Below are 21,859 nucleotides of genomic sequence, written 5' to 3' on the forward strand. Positions count from 1 at the left end.
CACTCGGCGCAGCCTGACCGCCGGGCGACGTGCGTCTGCCGGAAAGGCACGGCGCGCCTGTTCCGCGCGGGCCGGAAATCGTGGTGGGCTGCGGAAGGGGGCCGGCACGGCGGCAAGTGGCATCCACCGGAGCCACCGTCCTCCGCAGCACGGCAGCCGCCGGCCGGCCCATACGCACCTCACCGCCCGGCCACGCACCTCGGCGACCGCCAGTCGCTGCCGGGCCGCCCGTCCGCCGGCCCCGGCGCCGGGAGGCCACCTGGCGAGAAGCGACGAAATCGGGACCTTAGGCCTGGCGGGACGTGACATCGGGCGGGTAAGAAGGAGTACATGATCCGGGTGTTCCTGCTCGACGACCACGAGGTGGTCCGTTTCGGCCTGCGCGAGATGCTCGAGCGTGAGGGCGACATCGAGGTCGTCGGCGAGTCTGGCTCGGCGGTCGAGGCCACGCACCGCATTCCGGCGCTGCGGCCGCACGTCGCCGTCCTCGACGGGCGGCTGCCCGACGGCAGCGGCATCGACGTGTGCCGCGAGGTCCGGTCGGTCGACCCGTCGATCAACGCGCTCATCCTCACGTCGTACGATGACGACGAGGCGCTGTTCGCGGCGATCATGGCGGGCGCGTCGGGGTATGTGCTCAAGCAGATCCACGGCACCGACCTGGTCGACGCCGTGCGCCGGGTCGCGGCCGGGCAGTCGCTGCTCGACCCCGCCGTCACCGCCCGGGTGCTGGAGCGCATCCGGCGGGGCCCGGAGCAGCCCGACGAGTTCAAGGACCTCACCGACCAGGAGCGCAAGATCCTCCTGCTGGTGGCGGAGGGGCTGACCAACCGGGAGATCGCCGAGCGGATGTTCCTGGCCGAGAAGACCGTCAAGAACTACGTCTCCAGCCTCCTGGCCAAGCTGGGCCTGGAGCGGCGCACGCAGGCGGCGGTGTTGGCGTCGCGGCTGTTACAAAAGAAGCCGTAGTACAAAAGAAGCCGTGACGCTGCCGCTGCCGGAACTGTCCCGGATCGACCTCGACGCCCTGCTGCAGGAACTGCTCGCCCGCGTCGGCGAGGTGATGACCAGCCGGGAGCGGCTGCGGGCCCTGCTCGACGCCGTCGTCGGCATCGGTTCCAACCTCGACCTGCACAGCACCCTGGAGCGCATCGTCGAGGCCGCCTGCCGGCTCGCCGATGCGCGCTACGGCGCGCTGGGCGTCATCGGCGCGGACCGGATGCTGGTCGAGTTCATCAACTACGGCGTCACCGCCGAGCAGCGCGCCGAGATCGGTGACCTGCCCCGCGGCCACGGCGTGCTCGGCCTGCTCATCGACGAGCCCCGGCCGATCCGGCTGGAGGACATCACCAAGCACCCGCGCGCCTACGGGTTCCCGCCCAACCACCCGCCGATGCACAGCTTTCTCGGGGTTCCGGTGCGCATCCGGGACCAGGTGTTCGGGAATCTGTACCTCGCGGAGAAGCGCGGCGGCGAGCAGTTCACCCAGGACGACGAGGACCTCGTGGCGGCGCTGTCGGTGGCGGCCGGCGCGGCGATCGACAACGCCCGCCTCTACGCGCAGGCCGAGCGGCGGCAGCGCTGGCTGGTCGCCGCGGCCGAGATCACCTCGGTGCTGCTGGGCGAGGTCCGCCGCACCGAGGCCCTCGCGCTCGTGGCGACCCGGGCCCGCGAGGTCGCCGGCGCCGAGCTGGCCATGGTCCTGCTCTCGGGCGACGACGGCGAGCGGCTCACCGTCGAGGTCGCCGCCGGCGGCCCGGACGGCGCCGCCGGCTGGTCGATCCCGGTCGCCGGCAGCGAGTTCGCCGAGGTCCTCCAGGACCGGCACGTCGCCGTCATCACCGACCTCGGCACCGCCGCCAACTGGCCGATCCTGTTGCCCACCGGCACCGCTCTGCTCGTGCCGCTCGCCGTCGGCGGCGTGGCCCTCGGCGCGCTGGTGGTCGCGTTCGGCAAGGACGGCACCCCGATCACGGAGGGCATGGAGCTCGCCATGGTCGAGACGTTCGCCGGCCAGGCCGCCCTGGCCCTGGAGCGGGCCCGGGCCCAGGACGAGCGCGAGATGCTCGCCGTGGTCGGCGACCGCGAGCGGATCGCCCGCGACCTGCACGACGTGGTCATCCAGCGGCTCTTCGCCGCCGGCATGCAGCTGCAGGCCGCCGCCTACCGCGCCGGCCAGGACGACGTGCGCGAGCGCATCGGCCGCGTCACCGAAGACCTCGACACGACGATCCGGGACATCCGCGGCGCGATCTTCGAGCTGCGCGGCGCGGCACAGCACAGCCTGCGCAAGGAGATCCGCGACCTGCTCGAGGAGGCCGCGCCGGCCCTCGGCTTCCGCCCCGTCCTGCACATCGACGGGCCGATCGACACGGCGGTGCCCGACACCGCCCGCACGGCCCTGATGGCCGTACTGCGGGAGTCGCTGAGCAACGTCGCCAAGCACGCCCACGCCGCCGCGGCCCGCGTGACGATCACGGCCGGCGGCGGGGGGCTCGACCTCGTCGTCGAGGACGACGGCCGCGGCCCGGCCAAGAGTCTCGACGGGGGTAGGGCGGGCGGCAACGGCCTGCCGAACATGCGCGCCCGCGCCGCCGATCTCGGCGGCGACTGCACTGTCGGGCCGGCCGCCGGCGGCGGCACCCGTGTGGCCTGGCGCGTGCCGATCTGAGGCCGGCGGTGCCCGCGTCGCGGTTCTGACAAAACGAGCGGTTTCGGGCCCAACGCGGGACCTTCGCCCCTGAACGGGGCCGGGTAGAGGCGGCACGGTAGTGGGAGTCAGCCATCCCGTCTGCCGAGGAGCACGCCATGGTTGCGATCCATTACACCGACGCCGGGGCAGCGGTGCGGCTCGGCGAGGTCTCCCGGGCCCTGACGCGGGCGGCCCTGGCCGCCATGGAGGCGCCGTCGTTCCACAACACCCAGCCGTGGCGGTGGCACATCGACGGCGAACGCGCGGAGCTGGCCGCGGACCACCGGCGCCGGCTGCCGGAAGATCCGGACGAGCGGCAGGTGACCATCAGCTGCGGCGCGGCCCTGCATCACGCGCTCGTCGTGCTCGCCGCCGACGGCATCGGGGTCGAGGTCATCCGCTCCGCGCAGCCGCGCATCCCGGGTCCGGTGGCGGTCCTTCGGTACACCGGTCCGGCCGCCCGGGAGCCGCGCGCGGAACGGCTGCGCCGCGCCATCGCGGTGCGCCGCACCGACCAGCGCAGCTTCGCCGACGAGCCGGTCCCCGACGAGACGGTACGCCTGCTGCAGGGCGTCGCCGAGGACGCCGGCGCGCACCTGCACCTGCTCGCCGGACCGCAGGCGGCCGACCGGCTCGCCGTCGTCACCACCGCCGGCGACCGGCCGCACGACTGGCTGGTCGCCGGCGAGGCGCTCTCGGCGGTGATCCTCAACGCCACCGCCGAAGGGCTGGCGACCTCCGCGGAGGCCTGCCCGCCGGCGGCCGTCCCGCCCTGGCTGCGGCGAAGCCTGCCGCCCGGCGCCGGCTGTCCGGCCGCCCTGGTCCGCTTCGGCGTGGCCGGCCGGATCGGCGCCGTGCCGGGGCCGCCGCTACGCCCCGCCGCCGAGGTCATCGAGGTGGTCGCCCGAACCGCGTCCTGATACCGGATGCCGCATCGGCCGTCGCCGCCCGGAACGGGACTTTCGGCACTGGCCCGGCGGTCCGCCGCGGTCGCACAGTGGTGCGGTCCGCGCACCGCAGGAGGGGGCATCGCCATGTCGGACACGCGTACCGTGGCCCGCGTCGTCGAGGTACTGCCACGTGGCCCGGTGCAGGCCGAAGCGCTCGAGTCGGCCCGGGCGATGTTCGCCGCGGTGGCGGCCCGCCACGACGTGGCCGGCGGCGTCCGCGTCCGGCTGGCGGCGGCCACCTGCGCGGGCGGCCCGATGCTCGTCCAGGTCAACCTGCGGGTGTTCGGCGCGCCCGCGCGCATCCAGGTGCCCGGGTCCTCCCCCGCGGCGGCGCTGGCCGCCGGCACGGTGCGGCTGGAACGCCAGATCCGGCGGCTGACCACGGCCTGGGAGGCGTGGCCGTGGCCCGACCCCGAACGCCGCCCGCTCGCCGTGCCCGGCCCGGCGCACATCACCCGCCGCAAGCCGGTGCGGCTGCACCGGCGCAGCAGCTGCCAGGCCGGGGCGTACCTCGCCGCGATGGACTACGACGCGTACCTGTTCACCGACGCCGAGACCGGCGAGGACGCGCTCGTGCACCGCGCCGGGCCGACCGGGGTGCAGCTGTCCCGGCAGCGCAGCATGCACCCGCCCACCGTGCACGGCGCCCCAGTGCCGACCGTCAACCCGCGCCACACCCCCGTGCTGACCGCTGACGAGGCCGTTGCCCACCTGGCGGAGGGCTGGCTGCCGTTCCTGTTCTTCACCGAGGCGCGGACCGGCCGCGGCAACCTGGTGTACCGCCGCTACGACGGCGGCGCCGGCCTGGTCACCCCGGCCGGGTAGGCACCGCCGCGCCCCCGGCGCCGGACGATTGTCGGGTCCTACGGCCCTTCCGCGTGGCATGCGCGCGCGCAACGCTGAAGGTGACCCGCAGCGAGGGCGAGCACGCGAGGAGGCGAGATGACCGCCATCCACCGCCCGGTGATCGTGGGCGTCGACGGTTCGGAGGCCAGCCTCGGCGCGGTCCGCTGGGCCGCGGACGAAGCGGTACGCCTTCGGCAGCCGCTGCAGATCACCCACGCCCTGGGCGCACCGGACCCGTTCGAGCAGGCGCCCGACGAACACGAACTGGCGTCGCGGGCCGCGGTCGAGGCCCGCGGCTGGCAGCCCGGCCTGCACGTCACCACCTGCACCTGGCACGGCGGGCCGGCCCGGCTGCTCGTCGAGCAGTCCCGCCATGCCAGCCTCGTGGTGGTGGCCAGCCGCGGCACCGGCGGCTTCCACGCGCTGCCGGTCGGCTCCGTCGGCGTGCAGCTGGCCGCGCACGCGCACTGCCCGGTGCTCGTGGTCCATAGCGGGGAGCGATGGGCCGGTCCGTCCGGCGCGCTCCCCCGGTACCGGCCGGTCCTGGTGGGTACCGACGGCTCGGCCCACGCGCAGGCGGCCATCGAGCTCGCGTTCGCGGAGGCGGCCTCGCGGGACGTGGACCTGACCGCTGTCCGGGCCTGGCAGGAGGCCCGAGACCATCGAGATCACCGGGGCCGCGCCGCGCGCCGCGACCACCTCGCCGACGACGTGCAGCGGGCGCTGGCCGCCGAGCTGGAGCCGTGGCGGGCGAAGTACCCCGCCGTGCGGGTCGAGCTGCGCAGCGTCCACGGCGCGGCGGTGCCGGTGCTCATCGAGGAGGCGCGCGACGCGCTCATGGTCGTGCTGGGCCCCCGCGGCACGGGCGGTTTCGGCTCGCTCCGGCTCGGATCCGTGACGCAGCAGGTGCTCGATCACGCATCGGTACCGGTCCTGGTCGCCCGTCGCTGAGCCCGGTCCGCGTCGCTGTGTGATGATGTCCGGGTGATCGACGACGTTCTGGCTGGTCAGCTCGACTACTACCGGCGCCGGGCGGGCGAGTACGACGTGACGGCGTACGGCGACGTCGCGGCGGCGCGTGAGCGCATCGCGCGACTGGTGGCGCAGATGCGGCCGACCGGGCGCGTGCTGGAGATCGCATGCGGGACCGGCCTGTGGACGGAGGCGCTGGCGGCGCTGGCCGACACGGTGACGGCGATCGACGCGGCCCCCGAGGCGGTGGAGATCGCTCGCGATCGGGTGGGTTCGGCGAACGTCAGCTTCGAGGTTGCCGACGTGTTCTCGTGGAAGCCGGACGCCCGGTTCGACGTGGTCTTCTTCTCGGCGTGGCTGTCACATGTGCCGACGAGCCTGGTCGAACAGTTCTGGCACTCGCTGCGGGGCCTGCTGGCCGAGGACGGCCGGGTACTGTTCATCGACGAGCACGTCGACGTACGCGACAAAGAGGCCTATGTCCCGGGCCGGGACGAGATCGTCGAGCGGCGGCTGCGGGACGGCAGCACGTTCCGCGTGGTCAAGAACTTCGTGGACCCGGACCGGCTGGAACTCCAGCTGCGCCGGCTGGGCTGGGATTGCACGATTCGCCGCGACGGCGGCGACTGGGTCTCCGGCGAGGCGCGTCCCGCGAGGTAGCGCGGATCCCCCGCTAGGGCGTCGCTTGCAGCACGGCGGCGCCGTGGAAGCGCTCCGCGGCCAGGTCGGCCACGGCCTTGTCCGCCTCGGCCAGGGGATAGCCGGTGACGGTCACCCGCAGCCGGTGCCGCTGTGCGAGGTCGAGGAACTGGCGGCCGTCCTCGCGGGTGTTCGCCGTCACGCTGCACAGCCGCCGCTCCTCGAAGAGGTGCTCGGCGTAGTGCAGCGGCGGGATGTCGGTCAGGTGGATCCCGGCGATCGCCAGCGTGCCGCCGCGGTCCAGCGCGGCGAGCGCCGGGGGCACCAGGGTGCCCACCGGGGCGAACAGGATCGCGGCGTCGAGCGGCTCGGGCGGTGGCCCGTCGGCCGAGGCCGACGCGGCGCCGAGGGACAGCGCCAGCTCCCGGGCGGCCCGGGAGCGCGTGACCACGTGGACGGTGGCGCCCTCGGCGATCGCGACCTGCGCGGCGAGATGCGCCGACGCGCCGAACCCGTAGACGCCCAGCCGGCCGCCCGGCGGCAGCTCGCAGCGGCGCAGCGCCCGGTAGCCGATGATCCCGGCGCACAGCAGCGGGGCGACCTCGTCGTCGGCGTAGCCGTCCGGCAGCCGGTACACGTAGGCGGCGGGGGCGACGCAGAACTCCGCGTACCCGCCGTCGGCGTCCCACCCGGTGTACCGCGAGTTGGGGCACAGGTTCTCCGCGCCCCGCCGGCAGTACCGGCAGATGCCGCACGTCCGGCGCAGCCAGGCCACCCCGACCCGGTCACCCACCGCCGGATCGGACACGCTCGCGCCCAGCCGCTCCACCGTGCCGACCACCTCGTGGCCGGGCACGGTGCCCGGCCGGTGCGGCGGCAGGTCGCCCTCGGCCAGGTGGAGGTCGGTGCGGCAGACCGCGCACGCGCGCACCCGGATCAGTACCTCGTCGTCGGCCGGCTCCGGGATCGGCAGCGTCACACGGCGCAACGGACGGGTCGCGATCGGACCGGGCCGGTCGACCTGCCAGGCGATCATCGTCTCCATCCGCCTATTCTTCCGCCGGTCCCCAGCCGGCGTCCCCGGATCGGGCGCGCTTGGCGGTCGTTCACCGCCGGGCCGCGACCGCCCGTTTGGCGGCGACGAAGGCGCGCAGGCGGTCGATCGGCCAGGTGTTGACGACGTCGTCGGCGGTGAGCCAGCCGCGCTGGGCGGTGCCGATGCCGTAGCGCAGGTGATCCAGGTGTACCGGTGCGTGCGCGTCGGTGTCGACGGCGAACTTGGCGCCGAGGCGCCGGGCGCGCAGGATGAGCTCGTCGGGCAGGTCCAGCCGGTCGGGGAAGCCGTTGATCTCCAGCACCGTGCCGGTGCGGGCCGCGGCGGCGAACACCGTGTCCCAGTCCGCGTCCAGGGGCGGCCGCTTGCCGATCAGGCGGGTCGTCGGGTGGCCGAGGATCGTGACGAAGGGATTCTCGCAGGCGCGCACGAGCCGCCGGGTGAGCTCGGCGGCCGGCTGCGTGAAGTGCGAGTGCACCGAGGCCACGCACAGGTCGAACCCGCTGAGGAACGTGTCGTCCCAGTCCAGCTCGCCGTCCGGGCCGATGTTGAGCTCCGTGCCGTGCAGCAGCACCGGCCCGTCCGGCGAGGCCAGCTCGTGCAGCCGTTCGCGCTGGGCGAGCATCTTCTCGTCGGTCATGCGCTGCATGGGCATGTTCTTCGCGTGGTCGGTGACCGCGTAGTACTCGTAGCCCCGCTCCCGGGCCGCGGCGACCATGTCGGACAGCGGTGCGACACCGTCGGTGAGGTCGGTGTGGGTATGCAGGTCGCCGCGGATGTCGGCGGCGGTCACCAGGTCCGGCAGTGTGCCTTCCCGGGACGCCGCGATCTCGCCCCGGTCCTCCCGGAGCGGGGGCGGGATCCACTGCAGGCCGAGCCGCGCGTACACCTCCTCCTCGGACCGCGCCGCGACGAGGCAGCCGTCCACGATGCGGAACAGCCCGTACTCGGAGAGTTTGAACCCGGCGCGGGCGGCGATCTCGCGCAGGCGCACGTTGTGGGGTTTGGACCCGGTGAAGTACTGCAGCGCCGCGCCCCACGACACGGCCTCGACCACCCGCAGGTCCACCTGCAGGTCGCCGCGGAGCCGCACCGACGACTTCGTCGTTCCGCAGGCCAGCACGTCGACGACCTCCGGCAGCCGGGTGAAGGCGTCCATTAGCAGACCCGGCTCCACCGCGGCGGCGAGGATGTCGACGTCGCCGATGGTCTCGCGGAACCGGCGCAGCGAGCCGGCCCAGGTGCACCGCAGGCACCCCGGCACGCCGCACAGCGCGCCGACGATCTGCTCCGCGGCGTCCGTCGCCGCCGAGATGAGGGTGCGCCCGTGGCTGCGCTCCAGCACCTCGATGCCGTGCAGGATGTTCTCGGCCGCCCTCGCCCCGAAGCCCCGGCGGCCGCTGAGCCGGCCGGCGAGGATCGCGTCGCGCAGCCCGTCGATGGAGGCGACGCCCAGCTCCTCGTGCAGCTGCAGGGCTCGTTTCGGCCCCAGCGTCGGGATCCGGGTCAGCTCCAGGACGCCGTACGGCACCTTCGCCCGCAGCGCGTCCACCGCGGCGATGTGGCCGGTGTGCAGATACTCGACGACCTTGCCGGCGATCGACGCGCCGACGTTGGGAATCTGCCGCAGCCCGTCGGCGTCCAGGGCGGCGATGTCGACCGGATGACCGGCGACGGCCCGGGCCGCCTTCTCGTACACGCGAGCCTTGAACGCGTCGTCTCCGCCGGTCACCGCGATCAGGTCGGCGTACTCCTGCAGCAGCGCCGCGACGGTGTCGTTCGTCCGCGCCATCAGCCCAGCGTAGGCAGCCGGATTTCGTGGTCGCCAGGCCCGGCCGGTCCGAGCCGGCGGGTCCGCCACGGTGTCAGCCGTCGGCCGACGCCTCGACCTCGACGATGTCGGCGCCGGGCCGGCGCGGGCTCGCCGGGGGTGGCGCCAGGTCGCCGGCCACGCCGACCCGCAGTACGAGATGCGGCTGCCCAGGCGGGTGCAGGAGGCCGCGGAGCAGCACCCGGGCCCCCGGGACCTCGATGACGTCGCTCATCGGCGAGACCGTGAGCCCGTGCCCGGTCGCGCTCAGCCAGACGGCGCTGACCGCCTGGCCCGCCGAGAGCCAGTCCCCTGGCTCGTCCCGGTCTGTCGCCAGCGCGAGGTACTCGGCGAGCCGGTCGTCTCCGGGGCCGGGCGCCAGCTTCGCCGCGGCGCCCATGCCGAAGTCCCTCTGTGGCACCGGCCGCGGGACCGGTGCCACGACGGTCTCCGGCGCGATCCCGTCGACGGCGCCCGGGCCGCGCGAGGTCCACCGCCGCAGCTCGGCGACGTGTCCCCGGCTCGCGCCCTCGATCCTGCGCGCGCCCTGCGCGGCGTATCGCAGGTACGCGATCTCGTCGCGCACGAGGGCGTGCAGCCGCGCGCCCTCGGCTTCGGCCGCCGCGCGCAGCGCCGCGACGACCGCGGCCGGCACCGGCGCGCGGCCGCCGACGGGGCGGCGGTCCGTGTGGCGCCGCCGCATGTTGCGGTATGCCAGTACGCTGCCGCGGTCGGCCGGGCGGGCCCGGAAGTCCACGATCCGGGCGAGCAGCCACGGCTGGTCCGGGTCGGGCCAGCGGTACACCCGGCCCTCGTAGCCGGCGTACGCCAGGGCGACGCGGGCATGGTGCAGGGCCGCGCCGCAGCTGACGATCAGCAACCGCCCGAACGGGTCGATCGCGTGCAGCTGGCGGGCCGGATCCGCGTACAGGTCGAGCGCGTCCGCCCGGACCCGCCACCGCCACGGCTGCGTGTTGAGAATCGACGGCGCGAGCCCGGCATCCTCCGCCGCCCGGTGCAGCACCGCCGTGATCGGCGGCCGGTCGTTCATCGTTTCCACGTCCCCGATTTGTTTCGGTTTGTTCCGGCCGCTCAGGTGGGGGAATCCCCCGCGCGTGCCGCCTCGATCCTGCAGTCGGAGCCGGGGTACACCAGCGCCTCGTGCTGGGTGTCCAGCCAGCGGACGACATATGGCGGTGTGCCGTCGTCCCTCCTGACCGCGGTGATGACGCCGATGCGCCGGTGGTCACCGACGCGCTTGCCCTCTTCGATGATGCGGTCGCCTACGTGCGCTCTCATCGGCCGTCCCTTTCCCCGTCTTCCCCGTCGTACCACCCGATCGTCGTACCCGTCGCAACGCTTCCCCGGCCGGCGCGTCCTATGCCGCCGCGGCACCGGTCTCTGGGGCCGGCGGCGTGCGCGGCCGGCACGCCGGGACTTTCGGCCCTGCGACCGGGGCGCGGGCGCGAGGGACCATTGGGCAATGGAGTACCCGTTCGGCACGGGAGGAGACGATGTCGTCATGGCCACCGTGAAACGCTGGGCGGTCGTCGTGCTCATCGACGAGCGCGACGGGCACACGCATGCGGAGGCGCGCCTGCACAGCGGCGAGAGCGCCCGGCTCACCGGCGTCGGGGACGCCAGGCTGAATCCGGCGGACACCGACGTCCCGGCGATCGGCGACGAGCTCGCCGCGGCGCGGGCGCTGTCGGACCTGGGCCACCAGCTGCTGGTGACCACCGCCGCCGACCTTCGGGCCGTCGTCGGGCACCCCGTGCGCGTCAGCGTGTGAAGGTCGGCACCGGCGGTCCCGATCACCGCCGGTGCCAGCAGTTGGCGGCGCGGCGGCGACGCCCGCTGCGCCGCGCGGGACGGAGGATTCCCGATGGCGTACGAATTCGGGCCGGTCGTTGTCGGCGTCGACGGATCGGCACACAGCATCGGCGCGCTGCACTGGGGCGCCGACGAGGCCTGCCGGTGGACGCGCATGCTCCTGGCCGTGGCCGTGCTGCCTGAGGGTGGTGCGGCCGGGCGGGCGCGGCCGGACATCGCGGCGGACGCCGCGGCCGAGGCCCGGCGATGGCGGGTCGGCGTGGCGGCCGAGGCCGACACCCGCTACGGCTCCCCGGTCGCGGTCCTGCGCGAACTCGCGGCCGGGGCGCGCCTCGTCGTGATCGGTGGGCGCGGCGCCGGCGGGGACGGCGACAAGCCACTGGGCTCCGTCAGCCAGGCGCTCGGCACCCGGGCGGACGCCCCGGTGCTGATCGTCCACGACGCCCGGAGGTGGGCCGACCCCGACGCGACGCTGCCCCGCTGCGGGCCGGTCGTCGTCGGGTTCGACGGCTCGGACCCGGCCCGGCGCGCGCTACGCCTGGCCTTCGAGGAGGCGTCCGCCCGTTGCAGCCGGCTCGTCATCGTGCAGGCGTGGCCGCACCCGCGGCTGTGGCATCCGGGGTCGGTCCGCGGCGCCGACCTCAGCGCCGACGACACCGTCGTCCGGGAGGCGCTGCAGGACGCAGCCGCGCCCTGGTGCGCCAAGTACCCGCTGCTCGACGTCGAGGTGCGTAGCGAGCCGGGCGACCCGGTGCAGGCGCTCGCCGTGGTGTCGCAGTGGGCGGGCCTGCTCGTCCTCGGCACCCGCTGCCCGGGCGACCGCGTCCAGCCGCCGAACCCTTCGGTGACGCACCGGGTCCTGCAGGTCGCCGCCTGTCCCGTCCTCATCGCCCACGGCCCAAGCCGGGCTCCCGCCGAGCCGGTCGTCAGCTCCGCCGCGACCACCACGTGAGGCGGCCCTGCCCGCCGCGACCGGCGCCGCCTAGCGTGGTTAGAAGCCGTGTCCGGCGGGGAGGGATGCCGGGAGGTGAGTCCGATGGCCGCAGCCATTGTCGTCGTCGCGCTCTTGGTGAGCACGTGCGTCACGCTGATCGTCCTGCACACCGTGGCGATCCGCCGGCGAGGATCGGCCGGCGACGGGTCCCGCCTGCGGTTCGCCGTGTGGCTCCTGGCCACGGCCGCGCATCGGCGCTACCGGGCCGAGCGCCGCGCCACGCGGGCGCTGCTGGCGGGCCGGCTCGACCGGGCCGAGTACCGCGCCCAGGTGGCCGCGATGGCGGAGCGGGAGGACGCCGAACGGCCGCTCGACGTGCCACGGATGCGGCGGTGACCCTCCCGGCGTCCCGGATCGGCCTGTCCACCATGACGCGGCGGGGTGCGCGGTCACCCGGCGGGGGTGACCTGGGCCCGGCCCGCGGGTGACGTTCGGCCCGTGTGCGCGCGAGCGAGCCGGTCCAGGGTGGGAAGTGTGGGGCCGGCATGCCCCGCGGGGCTGAGGAGGAAGCCATGACGTACCGCATCGCCATCAACGGGTTCGGCCGCATCGGCCGGGACTTCGTCCGGTGTCTCGTCGAGCGGGACCTGTTCGGCCGGGCGATCACCGTCGTCGCGATCAACGACCTGTTCGACACGGGCACGCTCGCGCACCTGCTGCAGCACGATTCCACGTTCGGCCGGCTGCGCGCGACGGTCGACGTCGACCCGTCCGGCGGCGGCATGACCGTCGGCGGCCAGTTCGTCGACGTGCTGCGCCAGCGCGACCCGGCGTTCCTGCCGTGGGCCGACCTCGACGTCGACCTCGTCATCGAATCGACCGGGCGGTTCCGCAGCCGCGACGACGCGGCGGTGCACCTCAAGTCCGGCGCCCGGAAGGTGCTCATCTCGGCGCCCGGCAAGGACGTCGACGCGACGCTCGTGCTCGGCGTCAACGGCGAGTCGTACGATCCGCGGGCGCACGAGGTCGTCTCCGCGGCGTCGTGCACCACCAACTGCGCCGCCCCGATGGCCCAGGTGCTGCACAACGCGTTCGGCATCGAGCAGGGCTACCTGACCACCGTGCACGCCTACACCAACGACCAGGTCGTGCTCGACGCGCCGCACAAGGACCTGCGCCGGGCCCGCACCGCCGCCACGAACATCATCCCCACCAGCACCGGGGCGGCGAAGGCGATCGGCCTGGTGCTGCCGGAGCTGGCCGGGCGGCTCGGCGGCGTCGCGCTGCGGGTGCCGGTCGAGAACGGCTCGATGACCGACCTGACCGTGCGGCTGTCCCAGGCGGCGACCGTCGAGCAGGTCAACGCGGCGTTCGCCGCGGCGGCGGCCGGCCCGCTCAAGGGGATCCTGCGCTACAGCGAGGCGCCGCTGGTGTCCCGCGACATCATCGGCGACCCGGCCTCGTGTGTCTTCGACGCCGGCCTCACCGCCGCCGACGGCCACCTGGTCAAGGTCTTCGGCTGGTACGACAACGAGTGGGGCTACACCAACCGGCTCGTCGACCTCGCGCTGGTCTTCTCCGGAGCCGACCGGTAGCCGACGTCAGGACGGTCCGCACCCCCGGGTGCGGACCGTCGTCGTTGTTCGGGGCGGGATGTCAGTAGGCCACCAGCCCGGCGTCGCGGAACCGGCCCCGGACCCGCTCGATCAGGTCCCGGTCCGGCGGCGCCGTGTCGCGTAGCGGGAACGGGATGCCGAGCCGGTCGTACTTGGCCGCGCCGAGCCGGTGGAACGGCAGCACGTCGACGCGCTCCACGTTGCCGAGGCCCGCGGCGAACCCGGCGACCCCGTCGACGTCGGCCGGGTCGTCGGTGACGCCGGGGACGAGGACGTATCGGACCCACACGGGGGTGCCGCGGGCGGCCAGCCGGCGGGCGAAGTCCAGGGTGGGCCTGACCTCGCCGCCGGTGAGCCGGCGGTAGTGGGCCGGGTCCCAGGACTTGATGTCCAGCAGCACGAGGTCGGTCAGGTCGAGCAGGTCCTCGCCGGCCCGGGCGCCCAGCGCGCCCGAGGTGTCCAGGGCGGTGTGCAGGCCGAGCTCCTTCGCGCCGGCGAACAGCGCGCGGGTGAAGGCCGGCTGCAGCAGCGGCTCGCCGCCGCTGACGGTCATCCCGCCGCCGGTGGTGCGGGCGAAGGCGGCGAAGCCCCTGGCCGTTTCCAGGACCGCGGCGGCCGTGGTCGCGGTGCCGTCGCGCATGTGCCAGGTGTCCGGGTTCTGGCAGTACAGGCAGCGCAGCGGGCAGCCGCTCAGGAACGCGACGAAGCGGGTGCCCGGGCCGTCCACGCCCGTGGAGACGTCCCACGAGTGCAGCCGCCCGGGCACCTCGAGGTCGATCATCGCGCGCCGTGGAAGGTGCGGTTGATGACGTCGCGCTGCTGCTCCGGGGTGAGCTTGACGAAGTTGACCGCGTAGCCGGAGACGCGGATGGTCAGCTGCGGGTAGCGCTCCGGATGCGCCATCGCGTCCACCAGCGTCGCCCGGTCGAGCACGTTGACGTTGAGGTGGAAGCCGCCGGCCGACGTGTAGGCGTCGAGGATCCCGGCCAGGTTGCCGATCCGCTCCTCGTCGCCGCGGCCCAGGCCGTCGGGCGTGACGGTGCTGGTGAGCGAGATGCCGTCGCGCGCGGCGGCGTACGGCAGCTTCGCCACCGACAGCGCCGAGGCGACCATGCCGTGCACGTCGCGGCCGTTCATCGGGTTGGCGCCCGGCGCGAACGGCTCGCCGGCGCGGCGGCCGTCGGGGGTGTTGCCGGTGTGCTTGCCGTACACCACGTTCGAGGTGATGGTGAGCACCGACTGGGTGTGGATCGCCTCGCGGTAGGCCGGGTTGCCGCGCAGCTTGTCCATGAACGCCTCGACGAGCCACACCGCGATCCGGTCGGCGCGGTCGTCGCCGTTGCCGTAGGCCGGGTACTCCCCCTCGACGCGGTAGTCCACGACGAGCCCGGTGTCGTCGCGCACGGGCCGGACGGTGGCGTAGCGGATCGCGGACAGGCTGTCGGCGGCCACCGAGAGCCCGGCGATGCCGCAGGCGAGGAAGCGGCGCACCGGGTAGTCGTGCAGCGCCATCTCGATGCGCTCGTAGGCGTACTTGTCGTGCATGTAGTGGATGATGTTCAGCGCGTCGACGTAGGTGCGGGCCAGCCAGTCCAGGGTGCGGTCGAACGCGGCCATCACCTCGTCGTAGTCCAGCACGTCACCGCGTATCGGCTCGGTGCTCGGCGCCACCTGCACGCCGGTCATCTCGTCGCGGCCGCCGTTGACGGCGTACAGCAGGGCCTTGGCCACGTTGACCCGGGCGCCGAAGAACTGCATGTCCTTGCCGGTGCGCATCGCCGAGACGCAGCACGCGATCGCGGTGTCGTCGTCGCCGTAGCCGCGCAGCAGGTCGTCGTTCTCGTACTGGATCGCGCTGGTGTCCAGCGACACCTTGGCGCAGAAGCGCTTGAACGGCTCCGGCAGCGCCGGGGACCACAGCACGGTCAGGTTCGGCTCGGGTGCCGGGCCGAGGTTGTACAGCGTCTGCAGGTAACGGAACGAGGTCCGGGTCACCAGGGTCCGCCCGTCAGTGCCCTCACTGCCCATCCCGCCGATCGCCTCGGTGACCCAGGTCGGGTCGCCGGAGAACAGCTGGTCGTACTCGGGCGTGCGCAGGAACCGGATGATGCGCAGCTTGATGACGAAGTCGTCGACGAGCTCCTGCGCCTCGGTCTCGGTGAGCGTGCCGTCGGCGAGGTCGCGCTCGAGGTACACGTCGAGGAACGTCGAGGTGCGCCCGAGCGACATCGCCGCGCCGTTCTGCTCCTTGGCGGCGGCGAGGTAGGCGAAGTACAGCCACTGCACCGCCTCGCGCGCGGTCCGCGCCGGCCCGGAGATGTCGTACCCGTAGGAGGCGGCCATCGCCTTGAGCTCGTCGAGGGCGCGCAGCTGCTCGGCGAGCTCCTCGCGGTCGCGCACCACGTCGGGGGTCGCGGCGTGCTCGTCCAGCGACGCCTTGTCCCGGCGCTTGGCGGCGATGAGGAAGTCCACGCCGTAGAGCGGGACCCGCCGGTAGTCGCCGATGATGCGGCCGCGGCCGTACGCGTCGGGCAGCCCGGTGATGACGCCGGCCTTGCGCGCCGCCAGGATCTGCGGCGTGTAGGCGTCGAAGACCGCGTCGTTGTGGGTCTTGCGGTACCGCGTGAAGACCTCCTTGACGCTCGCGTCCAGCTCGTAGCCGTAGGCGCGCAGCCCGTTCTCGACCATCCGCAGGCCGCCGAAGGGCATGATGGCCCGCCGCAGCGGCGCGTCGGTCTGCAGGCCGACGATCAGCTCGCGGTCGCGGTCGATGTAGCCGGGCGCGTGCGCGGTGATCGAGGCCGGCGTGCGCGCGTCAACGTCGTAGATGCCGCGCTCGCGCTCGGCCGGGAACATCTCGGTCAGCAGGCCCCAGACGTGCCGGGTCCGCTCGGTCGGGCCGGCGAGGAAGGCCCCGTCACCCTCGTACGGCAGGACGTTGGCGCGCACGAAGCCGGCGACGTCGACCTCGTCGCGCCACCGCCCGCCGCCGAAGCCGCGCCAGGCGGCGAGTCCGGTGCCGGCGGGGACGCTGGTGGTGGTCATCGTTCCTCCCGAGTCGGTCTGAGGCGGTTCGCTTCCCCTACAGCGTCGCCGCTGCCGCGCGGTTCAGGCAGGGCCCGAAGTCCCGGGCGCGGGGGGCCGTCCGCGCCTGCCCGCGCCCCGCCGCGGTGCCTACGCTGGGCGTGAGACCGGAGGAGGTGCGTCGCTCGTGTTGGACGAGTTGATCGGATCGGAAGGGGCAGCGGCCGTCGTGACCATCGGTGCCGACACCGGCCTGCAGCAGGTGGTGGACGCCGTCGAGAGCGCCGGCGCCCGGGCGGTGGCCGTGGTGGACGCATCGGGGCGCTTCCTCGGCGTCGTCGACCGCGACACCTACCCGCAGCTGTTCGAGGCCGACGGGCCGCGCGTGGCCGGCACGCCCCGCCAGCGACGCCGCCGAGACCGCATGGCCGGCGCCACCGCACGGGACCTCATGACGCCGGCCGGCACCGAGCCCTCCGCCTGGTTTCGGTCCAGCGCCTGACCGGCCCGTCGCCGCGGGTCGATCGACCCTGCCGCGACGGCCCGGCCCGCGCCTAGCGTCGGTCCGGACCCTGGAGGTGCGCGATGACCAAGTACGTGTACGACTTCGCCGAGGGCAACAAGGGGCTCAAGGACCTGCTCGGCGGCAAGGGCGGCAACCTGGCCGAGATGGCCAACCTCGGCCTGCCGGTCCCGCCCGGCTTCACGATCACCACCGACGCGTGCCGGGCCTATCTGCGCACCGGCAAGGAGCCGTACGGCCTGGCCGACGAGATCGCCCTGCACCTGGAGCGCCTGGAGCGGCAGGCCGGCCGCAGGCTCGGCGACGCGGGCGATCCGCTGCTCGTGTCCGTGCGCTCCGGGGCGAAGTTCTCGATGCCCGGCATGATGGAGACCGTCCTCAACGTCGGCCTCACCGACGCCACGCTCCCCGGGTTGGCGGCGCGGGCGGGCGACGAGCGCTTCGCGTGGGACTCCTACCGGCGGCTCGTCCAGATGTTCGGCAAGACCGTCCGCGGGGTCCCGGGCGAGGCGTTCGACCGGGCGCTGGACGAGGCGAAGGCGCTGGCGGGCACCGGCGACGATCTCGGGCTGGGCACGGACGCGCTGCGGGCGCTCGTCGACCGGTACAAGGCCATCTTCCGGGAGCACACCGGGGACGACTTCCCGCAGGATGCGCGCGTGCAGCTCGAGCAGGCGGTGCGGGCCGTGTTCGGCTCGTGGAACGCCGAGCGGGCCGTGCTGTACCGCCGGCAGGAGCACATCCCGGCCGACCTCGGCACCGCCGTCAACGTGGTCACCATGGTCTTCGGCAACCTCGGCCCCGACTCCGGCACCGGCGTGGCCTTCACCCGCGACCCGGCCACCGGCGCCCCCGGCGTCTACGGCGACTACCTCGCCAACGCCCAGGGCGAGGACGTCGTGGCGGGCATTCGCAACACCGTGCCGCTGCAGGAGCTGGAGCGCATCGACAAGGCGAGCTACGACGAGCTGCTGGCGATCATGGCGCGGCTGGAGGCGCACTACAAGGACCTGTGCGACATCGAGTTCACCATCGAGCGCGGCAAGCTGTGGATGCTGCAGACCCGGGTCGGCAAGCGCACCGCCGCCGCGGCCTTCGTGATCGCGGCGCAGCTCGTCGACGACGGCGTGATCGACCTCGACGAGGCCCTCACCCGGGTCAACGGCGCGCAGCTGGCCCAGCTGATGTTCCCCGCGTTCGACCTGTCCGCCGGGCCGCGGCGGATCGGCTCCGGCATCGCCGCCTCGCCGGGCGCCGCCGTCGGCGCCGCCGTCTTCGACGCCCACCGCGCCGCGGAGCTGGCCGGGACCGGCACGCCGGTGATCCTGGTGCGGCGCGAGACCAACCCCGACGACCTGCCCGGCATGATCGCCGCCCAGGGCATCCTGACCAGCCGGGGCGGCAAGACCTCGCACGCCGCCGTGGTCGCCCGGGGCATGGGCAAGACCTGCGTGTGCGGCGCCGACACGCTCGACGTCGACGTCCACACGGGACAGTTCACCGTGGACGGTCAGGTGGTGCGCGAGGGCGACGTCATCTCGATCGACGGCAGCTCCGGGGCGGTCTACCTCGGCGAGGTGCCCGTCCAGCCCTCGCCCGTGGTCCGGTATTTCGAGGGTGCGCTCTCCCCCGGCGCCGACCAGCTCGTCCGCGCCGTCGACCGGATCCTCACCCACGCCGACAAGCGCCGCCGCCTCGCCGTGCGCGCCAACGCCGACACCGCCGAGGACGCCGCCCGCGCGCGGCGCTTCGGCGCCCAGGGCATCGGCCTGTGCCGCACCGAGCACATGTTCCTCGGCGAGCGCCGCGCGCTGGTCGAGCGGCTGATCCTGGCCCGCACGGCCGAGCAGCGCGACGCCGCGCTGGCCGAGCTGCTGCCGCTGCAGCGCGCCGACTTCACCGGCCTGTTCCGCGAGATGGCGGGGCTGCCGGTGACGGTGCGGCTCATCGACCCGCCGCTGCACGAGTTCCTGCCGCCCCTGGAGGACCTCGCGGTGCGGGTCGCCCGGGCCGAGGAGCGCGGCGAGGACCCCGGCCACGACCGGGAGTTGCTCGACGCGGTGCACCGCATGCACGAGGAGAACCCGATGCTGGGCCTGCGCGGCGTGCGTCTCGGCCTGGTCGTGCCGGGGCTGTTCGCCATGCAGGTCCGGGCGATCGCCGAGGCCGCGGCGCGGGTCCCCGGCGCGTGCGCCGAGATCATGGTGCCGCTCGTCGGCGCGGTGCAGGAGCTGGAGGCGGTGCGCGCGGAGGCGCAGGGGCTGCTGCGCGAGCTCGGCGTCGACGCCCGCATCGGCACGATGATCGAGGTGCCGCGCGCCGCGCTCACCGCCGGCGAGATCGCCCGCGCCGCCGACTTCTTCTCGTTCGGTACCAACGACCTGACCCAGATGGGCTGGGGCTTCTCCCGCGACGACGTCGAGGGCGCGTTCTTCACCCGCTACCTCGAGCTGGGCATCTTCGGCGTGTCGCCGTTCGAGTCCATCGACCGCGACGGGGTCGGCCGGCTGATCCGCATCGCCGTCGCCGAGGGCCGCGCCGCGCGCCCGGACCTGCACATCGGCGTCTGCGGCGAGCACGGCGGCGACCCGGACTCGATCCGGTTCTTCCACGACGCCGGCCTGGACTACGTGTCGTGCTCCCCGTTCCGGGTCCCCGTGGCCCGGCTCGAGGCCGGCCGCAGCGCCGTCACCGCCACCGGCTCGGACACCCGCTGAGGCTCGGCGGGCTCAGCGGGCTCGGCCGGCTCCGGGACGTAGGTCCCGGCTGGTGGCGCCCATGTTCCCTGTCCCGCCGGCACCGCTGGATCCAGGCTGAAGTGAGGAAACCATCGGAGGAGGATGCGATGAACGCGACCGTGAGCGAGCACCGGATCGTCGTCGGCTACGACGGGTCCGACGAGGCGCGGTGGGCGGTCGACTGGGCCGCCGCCGAGGCCGAGCGCACGAACAGCCAGCTGCAGGTCGTCAACGCCTACCAGATCGCCTGGCCGGGCGCCTACTACATCGCCGTCGCGGAGCAGATCACGGCCGCGCGGGAGGCCGCCGAAGAGCTCGTCGCCGAGATCGTCACGCGGGTCCGCGAGCGCGGCACCGGCATCGACGTCTTCGGCGTCTCCGTCGATGCGCCGCCCGCGTCCACGCTGCTGGACCTCGGCGACGCCGGCGCCCGGATGATCGTCGTGGGCAACCGCGGGGCCGGCGGGCTGACCAATCTGCTCATGGGGTCCGTCAGCCAGCAGGTGGCCACCCACTCCCGGGTCCCCGTCGTCGTGGTCCGCGGCCGCTCCGCCGCCGTCGACGGCCCGGTCGTGGTCGGCGCGGACGGCTCGGCGTCCAGCGATGCCGCGCTGGCACTCGCCTTCGAGGCCGCCCGGGCGCGCGGCGCCGAGGTGGTCGCCATCCGCGCCCACGTCACGCCGGCCCAGCCCGCGCTGCCCCTGCGCGACATCGAGGCGCAGGAGCGGGCCGCGCTGGACGCCTCGCTGGCCGGGTGGAGGGAGAAGTACCCGGACGTCAAGGTCGAGGCCCTCGTCGCCGCCGGCCGCGCGGCCAAGGTGCTCGTCGGCGTCTCGCACACCGCCCAGCTCGTCGTCGTCGGCAGCCGCGGCCACGGCGGCTTCGCCGGCCTGCTGCTCGGCTCCGTCGGCCAGCAGCTCATGCACCACGCGGAGTGCCCGGTGCTCATCGCGCACGAGCGTAAGGCCTCGTGAGCGGCCCGGCCCATCGCACTGGGATCGCACGATGACCAGCGAGATCGCGCGCGACGCGGCCGTGCCCGCCGCGCGCGATCCGCGCGAGCCGGTCTGGGCGGCGGATGATGCCTGGCGGCCCGCCCGAATCAACAGCCGTCGGCGGTCGCCTGGTCGAACTCGTGGGCACGAAGGGCCGGCGGCATCGGGGCCCGGCCCGGCCGCCGGCGCTCAACCAGGACAGGACCTCGCCGACGGCCCGGCTCCCCCGGCGCGAACGCGATCCGGGCGCGCCGGCCGCCAGGCCCGCACGGCGAGCGCGAACGCGGCGAGCAGCACGCCGGCGCCGGCCTGGCCCGCGGCTACCTGCACGCGCCGGGCCTCACCGCGTCCCGGTTCGTGGCCGACCCGGCCGTCGCGCAGCTCACGAACGCGTTCACGTACCACAAGGGCGAACGGATCCGCATCGTGGCTGCGTCCGTCTCCAGTGGACGGTACGGCGGCACGCCCGGCCGGATCTTCATCCGCGAGGGCGACGCCGTCGTCATCGTCGCGGGAGCCGACGCCCGCCGCGGCAACAGCCATGGGCTGGCCGTCGAGCGGGTGCGTACGGCCGACGGCGCCGAACCGCCCGCCGTCGACTACTTCTGGACGATGGGCGGCTATCTCACCAGCCGGCCGATGCCTGCCGGGGAGGAGGCTTAGGTCCGTGCGGACGGGTCGGAAGACCCTGGAGCCGGACCGGGCGGTGGAGATCAAATGATCTCGGGCGGCCGGATCCGCGCCGCCGGGGCTGCGAAAGGACGACGACGATGTCCCGCACTCACGACGAGGTCGAGGTCAACGTGCAACTGCAGGACGGCATGGAGCAGCAGCTGCAGCGGTACGCCCAGGAGAAGGTCACCGCGGTGCTCGGGCACACGGCGCGGCCGGTCCTGTTCGCGCGGGTCCGGCTGGACCGGATCGGCAACCCCGCCGCGCTGCGGCCGGTGACGGCGCGGGCGGAGGTCGACCTCAACGGCCACGTCCTGCACGCCGAGGCGTGCGCCGACACGCCCTACGAGGCGCTGGACCTGCTCCAGGACCGGCTGCAGGCCCGGCTGGACCGGCACAACACACACGCGCACGCCCACCGGTAACTGCAAACGGCGGGGGGGGGGGGGGGGGGGGGGGGGGCCCCCCCCCCCCCCCCGCCGCCCCCCCCCCCCCCCCCACCCCACCCCCCCCCCCCCCAACAAAAAAACCCCCCCCCCCCCCCCCCCCCCCCCCCCCCAC

Annotated in this window: 20 protein-coding genes and 1 pseudogene; 15 read left to right on the forward strand and 6 right to left on the reverse strand. The window is 74.4% G+C overall.

The genetic code is table 11. The features are described from left to right. Positions 1-330 precede the first annotated feature (330 nt). The 6 genes from ACGFI8_RS37515 to ACGFI8_RS37540 all read left to right on the forward strand — a co-directional run bounded on the left by ACGFI8_RS37515 (position 331) and on the right by ACGFI8_RS37540 (position 6,120). Positions 331-969 carry a response regulator gene (locus ACGFI8_RS37515; protein WP_392811958.1) on the forward strand — a complete coding sequence of 213 codons (639 nt, stop codon included), beginning with the start codon at positions 331-333 and terminating at the stop codon, positions 967-969. Positions 970-994: 25 nt separating this feature from the next. Next, the gene (locus ACGFI8_RS37520) at positions 995-2,671 is read left to right on the forward strand and encodes a GAF domain-containing protein (RefSeq protein ID WP_392811991.1); all 1,677 of its coding nucleotides are present in this window, start codon (positions 995-997) and stop codon (positions 2,669-2,671) included. Between the two features lie 137 nt (positions 2,672-2,808). Next, positions 2,809-3,612: a hypothetical protein gene (locus ACGFI8_RS37525; RefSeq protein WP_392811960.1), complete on the forward strand. Its 804-nt coding sequence runs from the start codon at positions 2,809-2,811 to the stop codon at positions 3,610-3,612. Between the two features lie 114 nt (positions 3,613-3,726). Beyond that, positions 3,727-4,467: a sigma 54 modulation/S30EA ribosomal C-terminal domain-containing protein gene (locus ACGFI8_RS37530; RefSeq protein WP_392811961.1), complete on the forward strand. Its 741-nt coding sequence runs from the start codon at positions 3,727-3,729 to the stop codon at positions 4,465-4,467. Between the two features lie 117 nt (positions 4,468-4,584). Further along, a complete protein-coding gene (locus ACGFI8_RS37535; RefSeq protein WP_392811962.1) occupies positions 4,585-5,439 on the forward strand; it encodes a universal stress protein in 855 nt (284 codons plus the stop codon). Between the two features lie 33 nt (positions 5,440-5,472). After that, the gene (locus tag ACGFI8_RS37540) at positions 5,473-6,120 is read left to right on the forward strand and encodes a class I SAM-dependent methyltransferase (protein WP_392811964.1); all 648 of its coding nucleotides are present in this window, start codon (positions 5,473-5,475) and stop codon (positions 6,118-6,120) included. Between the two features lie 13 nt (positions 6,121-6,133). Here the strand turns inward: ACGFI8_RS37540 and ACGFI8_RS37545 are convergent, their stop codons facing one another. The 4 genes from ACGFI8_RS37545 to ACGFI8_RS37560 form a co-directional block, all read right to left on the reverse strand. Next, on the reverse strand, positions 6,134-7,144 hold the full coding sequence (locus ACGFI8_RS37545) for a zinc-dependent alcohol dehydrogenase family protein (protein WP_392811966.1): 1,011 nt from the start codon (positions 7,142-7,144) through the stop codon (positions 6,134-6,136). Positions 7,145-7,205: 61 nt separating this feature from the next. After that, positions 7,206-8,945, reverse strand: a complete 1,740-nt coding sequence (gene polX, locus ACGFI8_RS37550) for a DNA polymerase/3'-5' exonuclease PolX (protein WP_392811967.1) — start codon at positions 8,943-8,945, stop codon at positions 7,206-7,208. Between the two features lie 73 nt (positions 8,946-9,018). Next, positions 9,019-10,014 (reverse strand): Acg family FMN-binding oxidoreductase, encoded by a 996-nt coding sequence (locus ACGFI8_RS37555; protein WP_392811969.1) that lies wholly within the window; start codon positions 10,012-10,014, stop codon positions 9,019-9,021. A 41-nt stretch (positions 10,015-10,055) separates the two neighbouring features. After that, a complete protein-coding gene (locus ACGFI8_RS37560) occupies positions 10,056-10,262 on the reverse strand; it encodes a DUF1918 domain-containing protein (RefSeq protein ID WP_392811971.1) in 207 nt (68 codons plus the stop codon). 184 nt (positions 10,263-10,446) lie between these two features. Between ACGFI8_RS37560 and ACGFI8_RS37565 the strand changes: the two genes are divergently transcribed. The 4 genes from ACGFI8_RS37565 (at position 10,447) to gap (ending at position 13,325) form a co-directional block, all read left to right on the forward strand. Then, positions 10,447-10,755 carry a DUF1876 domain-containing protein gene (locus ACGFI8_RS37565; RefSeq protein ID WP_392811973.1) on the forward strand — a complete coding sequence of 103 codons (309 nt, stop codon included), beginning with the start codon at positions 10,447-10,449 and terminating at the stop codon, positions 10,753-10,755. A 93-nt stretch (positions 10,756-10,848) separates the two neighbouring features. Continuing rightward, positions 10,849-11,748, forward strand: a complete 900-nt coding sequence (locus tag ACGFI8_RS37570; protein WP_392811974.1) for a universal stress protein — start codon at positions 10,849-10,851, stop codon at positions 11,746-11,748. A gap of 84 nt (positions 11,749-11,832) precedes the next feature. Beyond that, on the forward strand, positions 11,833-12,126 hold the full coding sequence (locus ACGFI8_RS37575) for a hypothetical protein (protein WP_392811976.1): 294 nt from the start codon (positions 11,833-11,835) through the stop codon (positions 12,124-12,126). A 176-nt stretch (positions 12,127-12,302) separates the two neighbouring features. After that, complete coding sequence (gene gap, locus ACGFI8_RS37580) at positions 12,303-13,325, forward strand: type I glyceraldehyde-3-phosphate dehydrogenase (RefSeq protein ID WP_392811978.1); 1,023 nt, start codon at positions 12,303-12,305, stop codon at positions 13,323-13,325. A gap of 61 nt (positions 13,326-13,386) precedes the next feature. Here gap and pflA read toward each other — a convergent pair whose 3' ends face one another. Continuing rightward, complete coding sequence (pflA, locus tag ACGFI8_RS37585; protein ID WP_392811980.1) at positions 13,387-14,127, reverse strand: pyruvate formate-lyase-activating protein; 741 nt, start codon at positions 14,125-14,127, stop codon at positions 13,387-13,389. Continuing rightward, positions 14,124-16,391: a formate C-acetyltransferase gene (gene pflB, locus ACGFI8_RS37590; protein ID WP_392811981.1), complete on the reverse strand. Its 2,268-nt coding sequence runs from the start codon at positions 16,389-16,391 to the stop codon at positions 14,124-14,126. The genes pflA and pflB overlap by 4 nt, the downstream gene beginning before the upstream one ends. 208 nt (positions 16,392-16,599) lie before the next feature. Here pflB and ACGFI8_RS37595 point away from each other — a divergent pair, with 208 nt between their 5' ends. From ACGFI8_RS37595 to ACGFI8_RS37615, 5 genes and pseudogenes are all read left to right on the forward strand, one after another. Then, complete coding sequence (locus tag ACGFI8_RS37595) at positions 16,600-16,872, forward strand: hypothetical protein (protein WP_392811983.1); 273 nt, start codon at positions 16,600-16,602, stop codon at positions 16,870-16,872. Between the two features lie 83 nt (positions 16,873-16,955). Beyond that, entirely contained in the window at positions 16,956-19,610 is a 2,655-nt protein-coding gene (ppdK, locus tag ACGFI8_RS37600; RefSeq protein ID WP_392811985.1) for a pyruvate, phosphate dikinase, read from the forward strand. 128 nt (positions 19,611-19,738) lie between these two features. Continuing rightward, positions 19,739-20,605 carry a universal stress protein gene (locus tag ACGFI8_RS37605; RefSeq protein WP_392811986.1) on the forward strand — a complete coding sequence of 289 codons (867 nt, stop codon included), beginning with the start codon at positions 19,739-19,741 and terminating at the stop codon, positions 20,603-20,605. A 411-nt stretch (positions 20,606-21,016) separates the two neighbouring features. After that, positions 21,017-21,289: pseudogene (locus tag ACGFI8_RS37610) on the forward strand (methionyl-tRNA formyltransferase); the annotation flags it as partial. Between the two features lie 107 nt (positions 21,290-21,396). Further along, positions 21,397-21,723 (forward strand): HPF/RaiA family ribosome-associated protein, encoded by a 327-nt coding sequence (locus ACGFI8_RS37615; RefSeq protein WP_392811987.1) that lies wholly within the window; start codon positions 21,397-21,399, stop codon positions 21,721-21,723. The last annotated feature ends 136 nt before the right edge of the window (positions 21,724-21,859 follow it).

It is taken from the genome of Dactylosporangium sp. NPDC048998, assembly GCF_043197855.1.
Taxonomy (GTDB): Bacteria; Actinomycetota; Actinomycetes; order Mycobacteriales; family Micromonosporaceae; genus Dactylosporangium.

Coding starts and splice junctions, on each gene's coding strand:
- ACGFI8_RS37515 (WP_392811958.1), top strand. CDS start 331: ATGATCCGGGTGTTCCTGCTCGACGACCACGAGGTGGTCCGTTTCGGC.
- ACGFI8_RS37525 (WP_392811960.1), top strand. CDS start 2,809: ATGGTTGCGATCCATTACACCGACGCCGGGGCAGCGGTGCGGCTCGGC.
- ACGFI8_RS37530 (WP_392811961.1), top strand. CDS start 3,727: ATGTCGGACACGCGTACCGTGGCCCGCGTCGTCGAGGTACTGCCACGT.
- ACGFI8_RS37535 (WP_392811962.1), top strand. CDS start 4,585: ATGACCGCCATCCACCGCCCGGTGATCGTGGGCGTCGACGGTTCGGAG.
- ACGFI8_RS37545 (WP_392811966.1), bottom strand. CDS start 7,144: ATGGAGACGATGATCGCCTGGCAGGTCGACCGGCCCGGTCCGATCGCG.
- polX (WP_392811967.1), bottom strand. CDS start 8,945: ATGGCGCGGACGAACGACACCGTCGCGGCGCTGCTGCAGGAGTACGCC.
- ACGFI8_RS37555 (WP_392811969.1), bottom strand. CDS start 10,014: ATGAACGACCGGCCGCCGATCACGGCGGTGCTGCACCGGGCGGCGGAG.
- ACGFI8_RS37560 (WP_392811971.1), bottom strand. CDS start 10,262: ATGAGAGCGCACGTAGGCGACCGCATCATCGAAGAGGGCAAGCGCGTC.
- ACGFI8_RS37565 (WP_392811973.1), top strand. CDS start 10,447: ATGGAGTACCCGTTCGGCACGGGAGGAGACGATGTCGTCATGGCCACC.
- ACGFI8_RS37570 (WP_392811974.1), top strand. CDS start 10,849: ATGGCGTACGAATTCGGGCCGGTCGTTGTCGGCGTCGACGGATCGGCA.
- ACGFI8_RS37575 (WP_392811976.1), top strand. CDS start 11,833: ATGGCCGCAGCCATTGTCGTCGTCGCGCTCTTGGTGAGCACGTGCGTC.
- gap (WP_392811978.1), top strand. CDS start 12,303: ATGACGTACCGCATCGCCATCAACGGGTTCGGCCGCATCGGCCGGGAC.
- pflA (WP_392811980.1), bottom strand. CDS start 14,127: ATGATCGACCTCGAGGTGCCCGGGCGGCTGCACTCGTGGGACGTCTCC.
- pflB (WP_392811981.1), bottom strand. CDS start 16,391: ATGACCACCACCAGCGTCCCCGCCGGCACCGGACTCGCCGCCTGGCGC.
- ppdK (WP_392811985.1), top strand. CDS start 16,956: ATGACCAAGTACGTGTACGACTTCGCCGAGGGCAACAAGGGGCTCAAG.
- ACGFI8_RS37605 (WP_392811986.1), top strand. CDS start 19,739: ATGAACGCGACCGTGAGCGAGCACCGGATCGTCGTCGGCTACGACGGG.
- ACGFI8_RS37615 (WP_392811987.1), top strand. CDS start 21,397: ATGTCCCGCACTCACGACGAGGTCGAGGTCAACGTGCAACTGCAGGAC.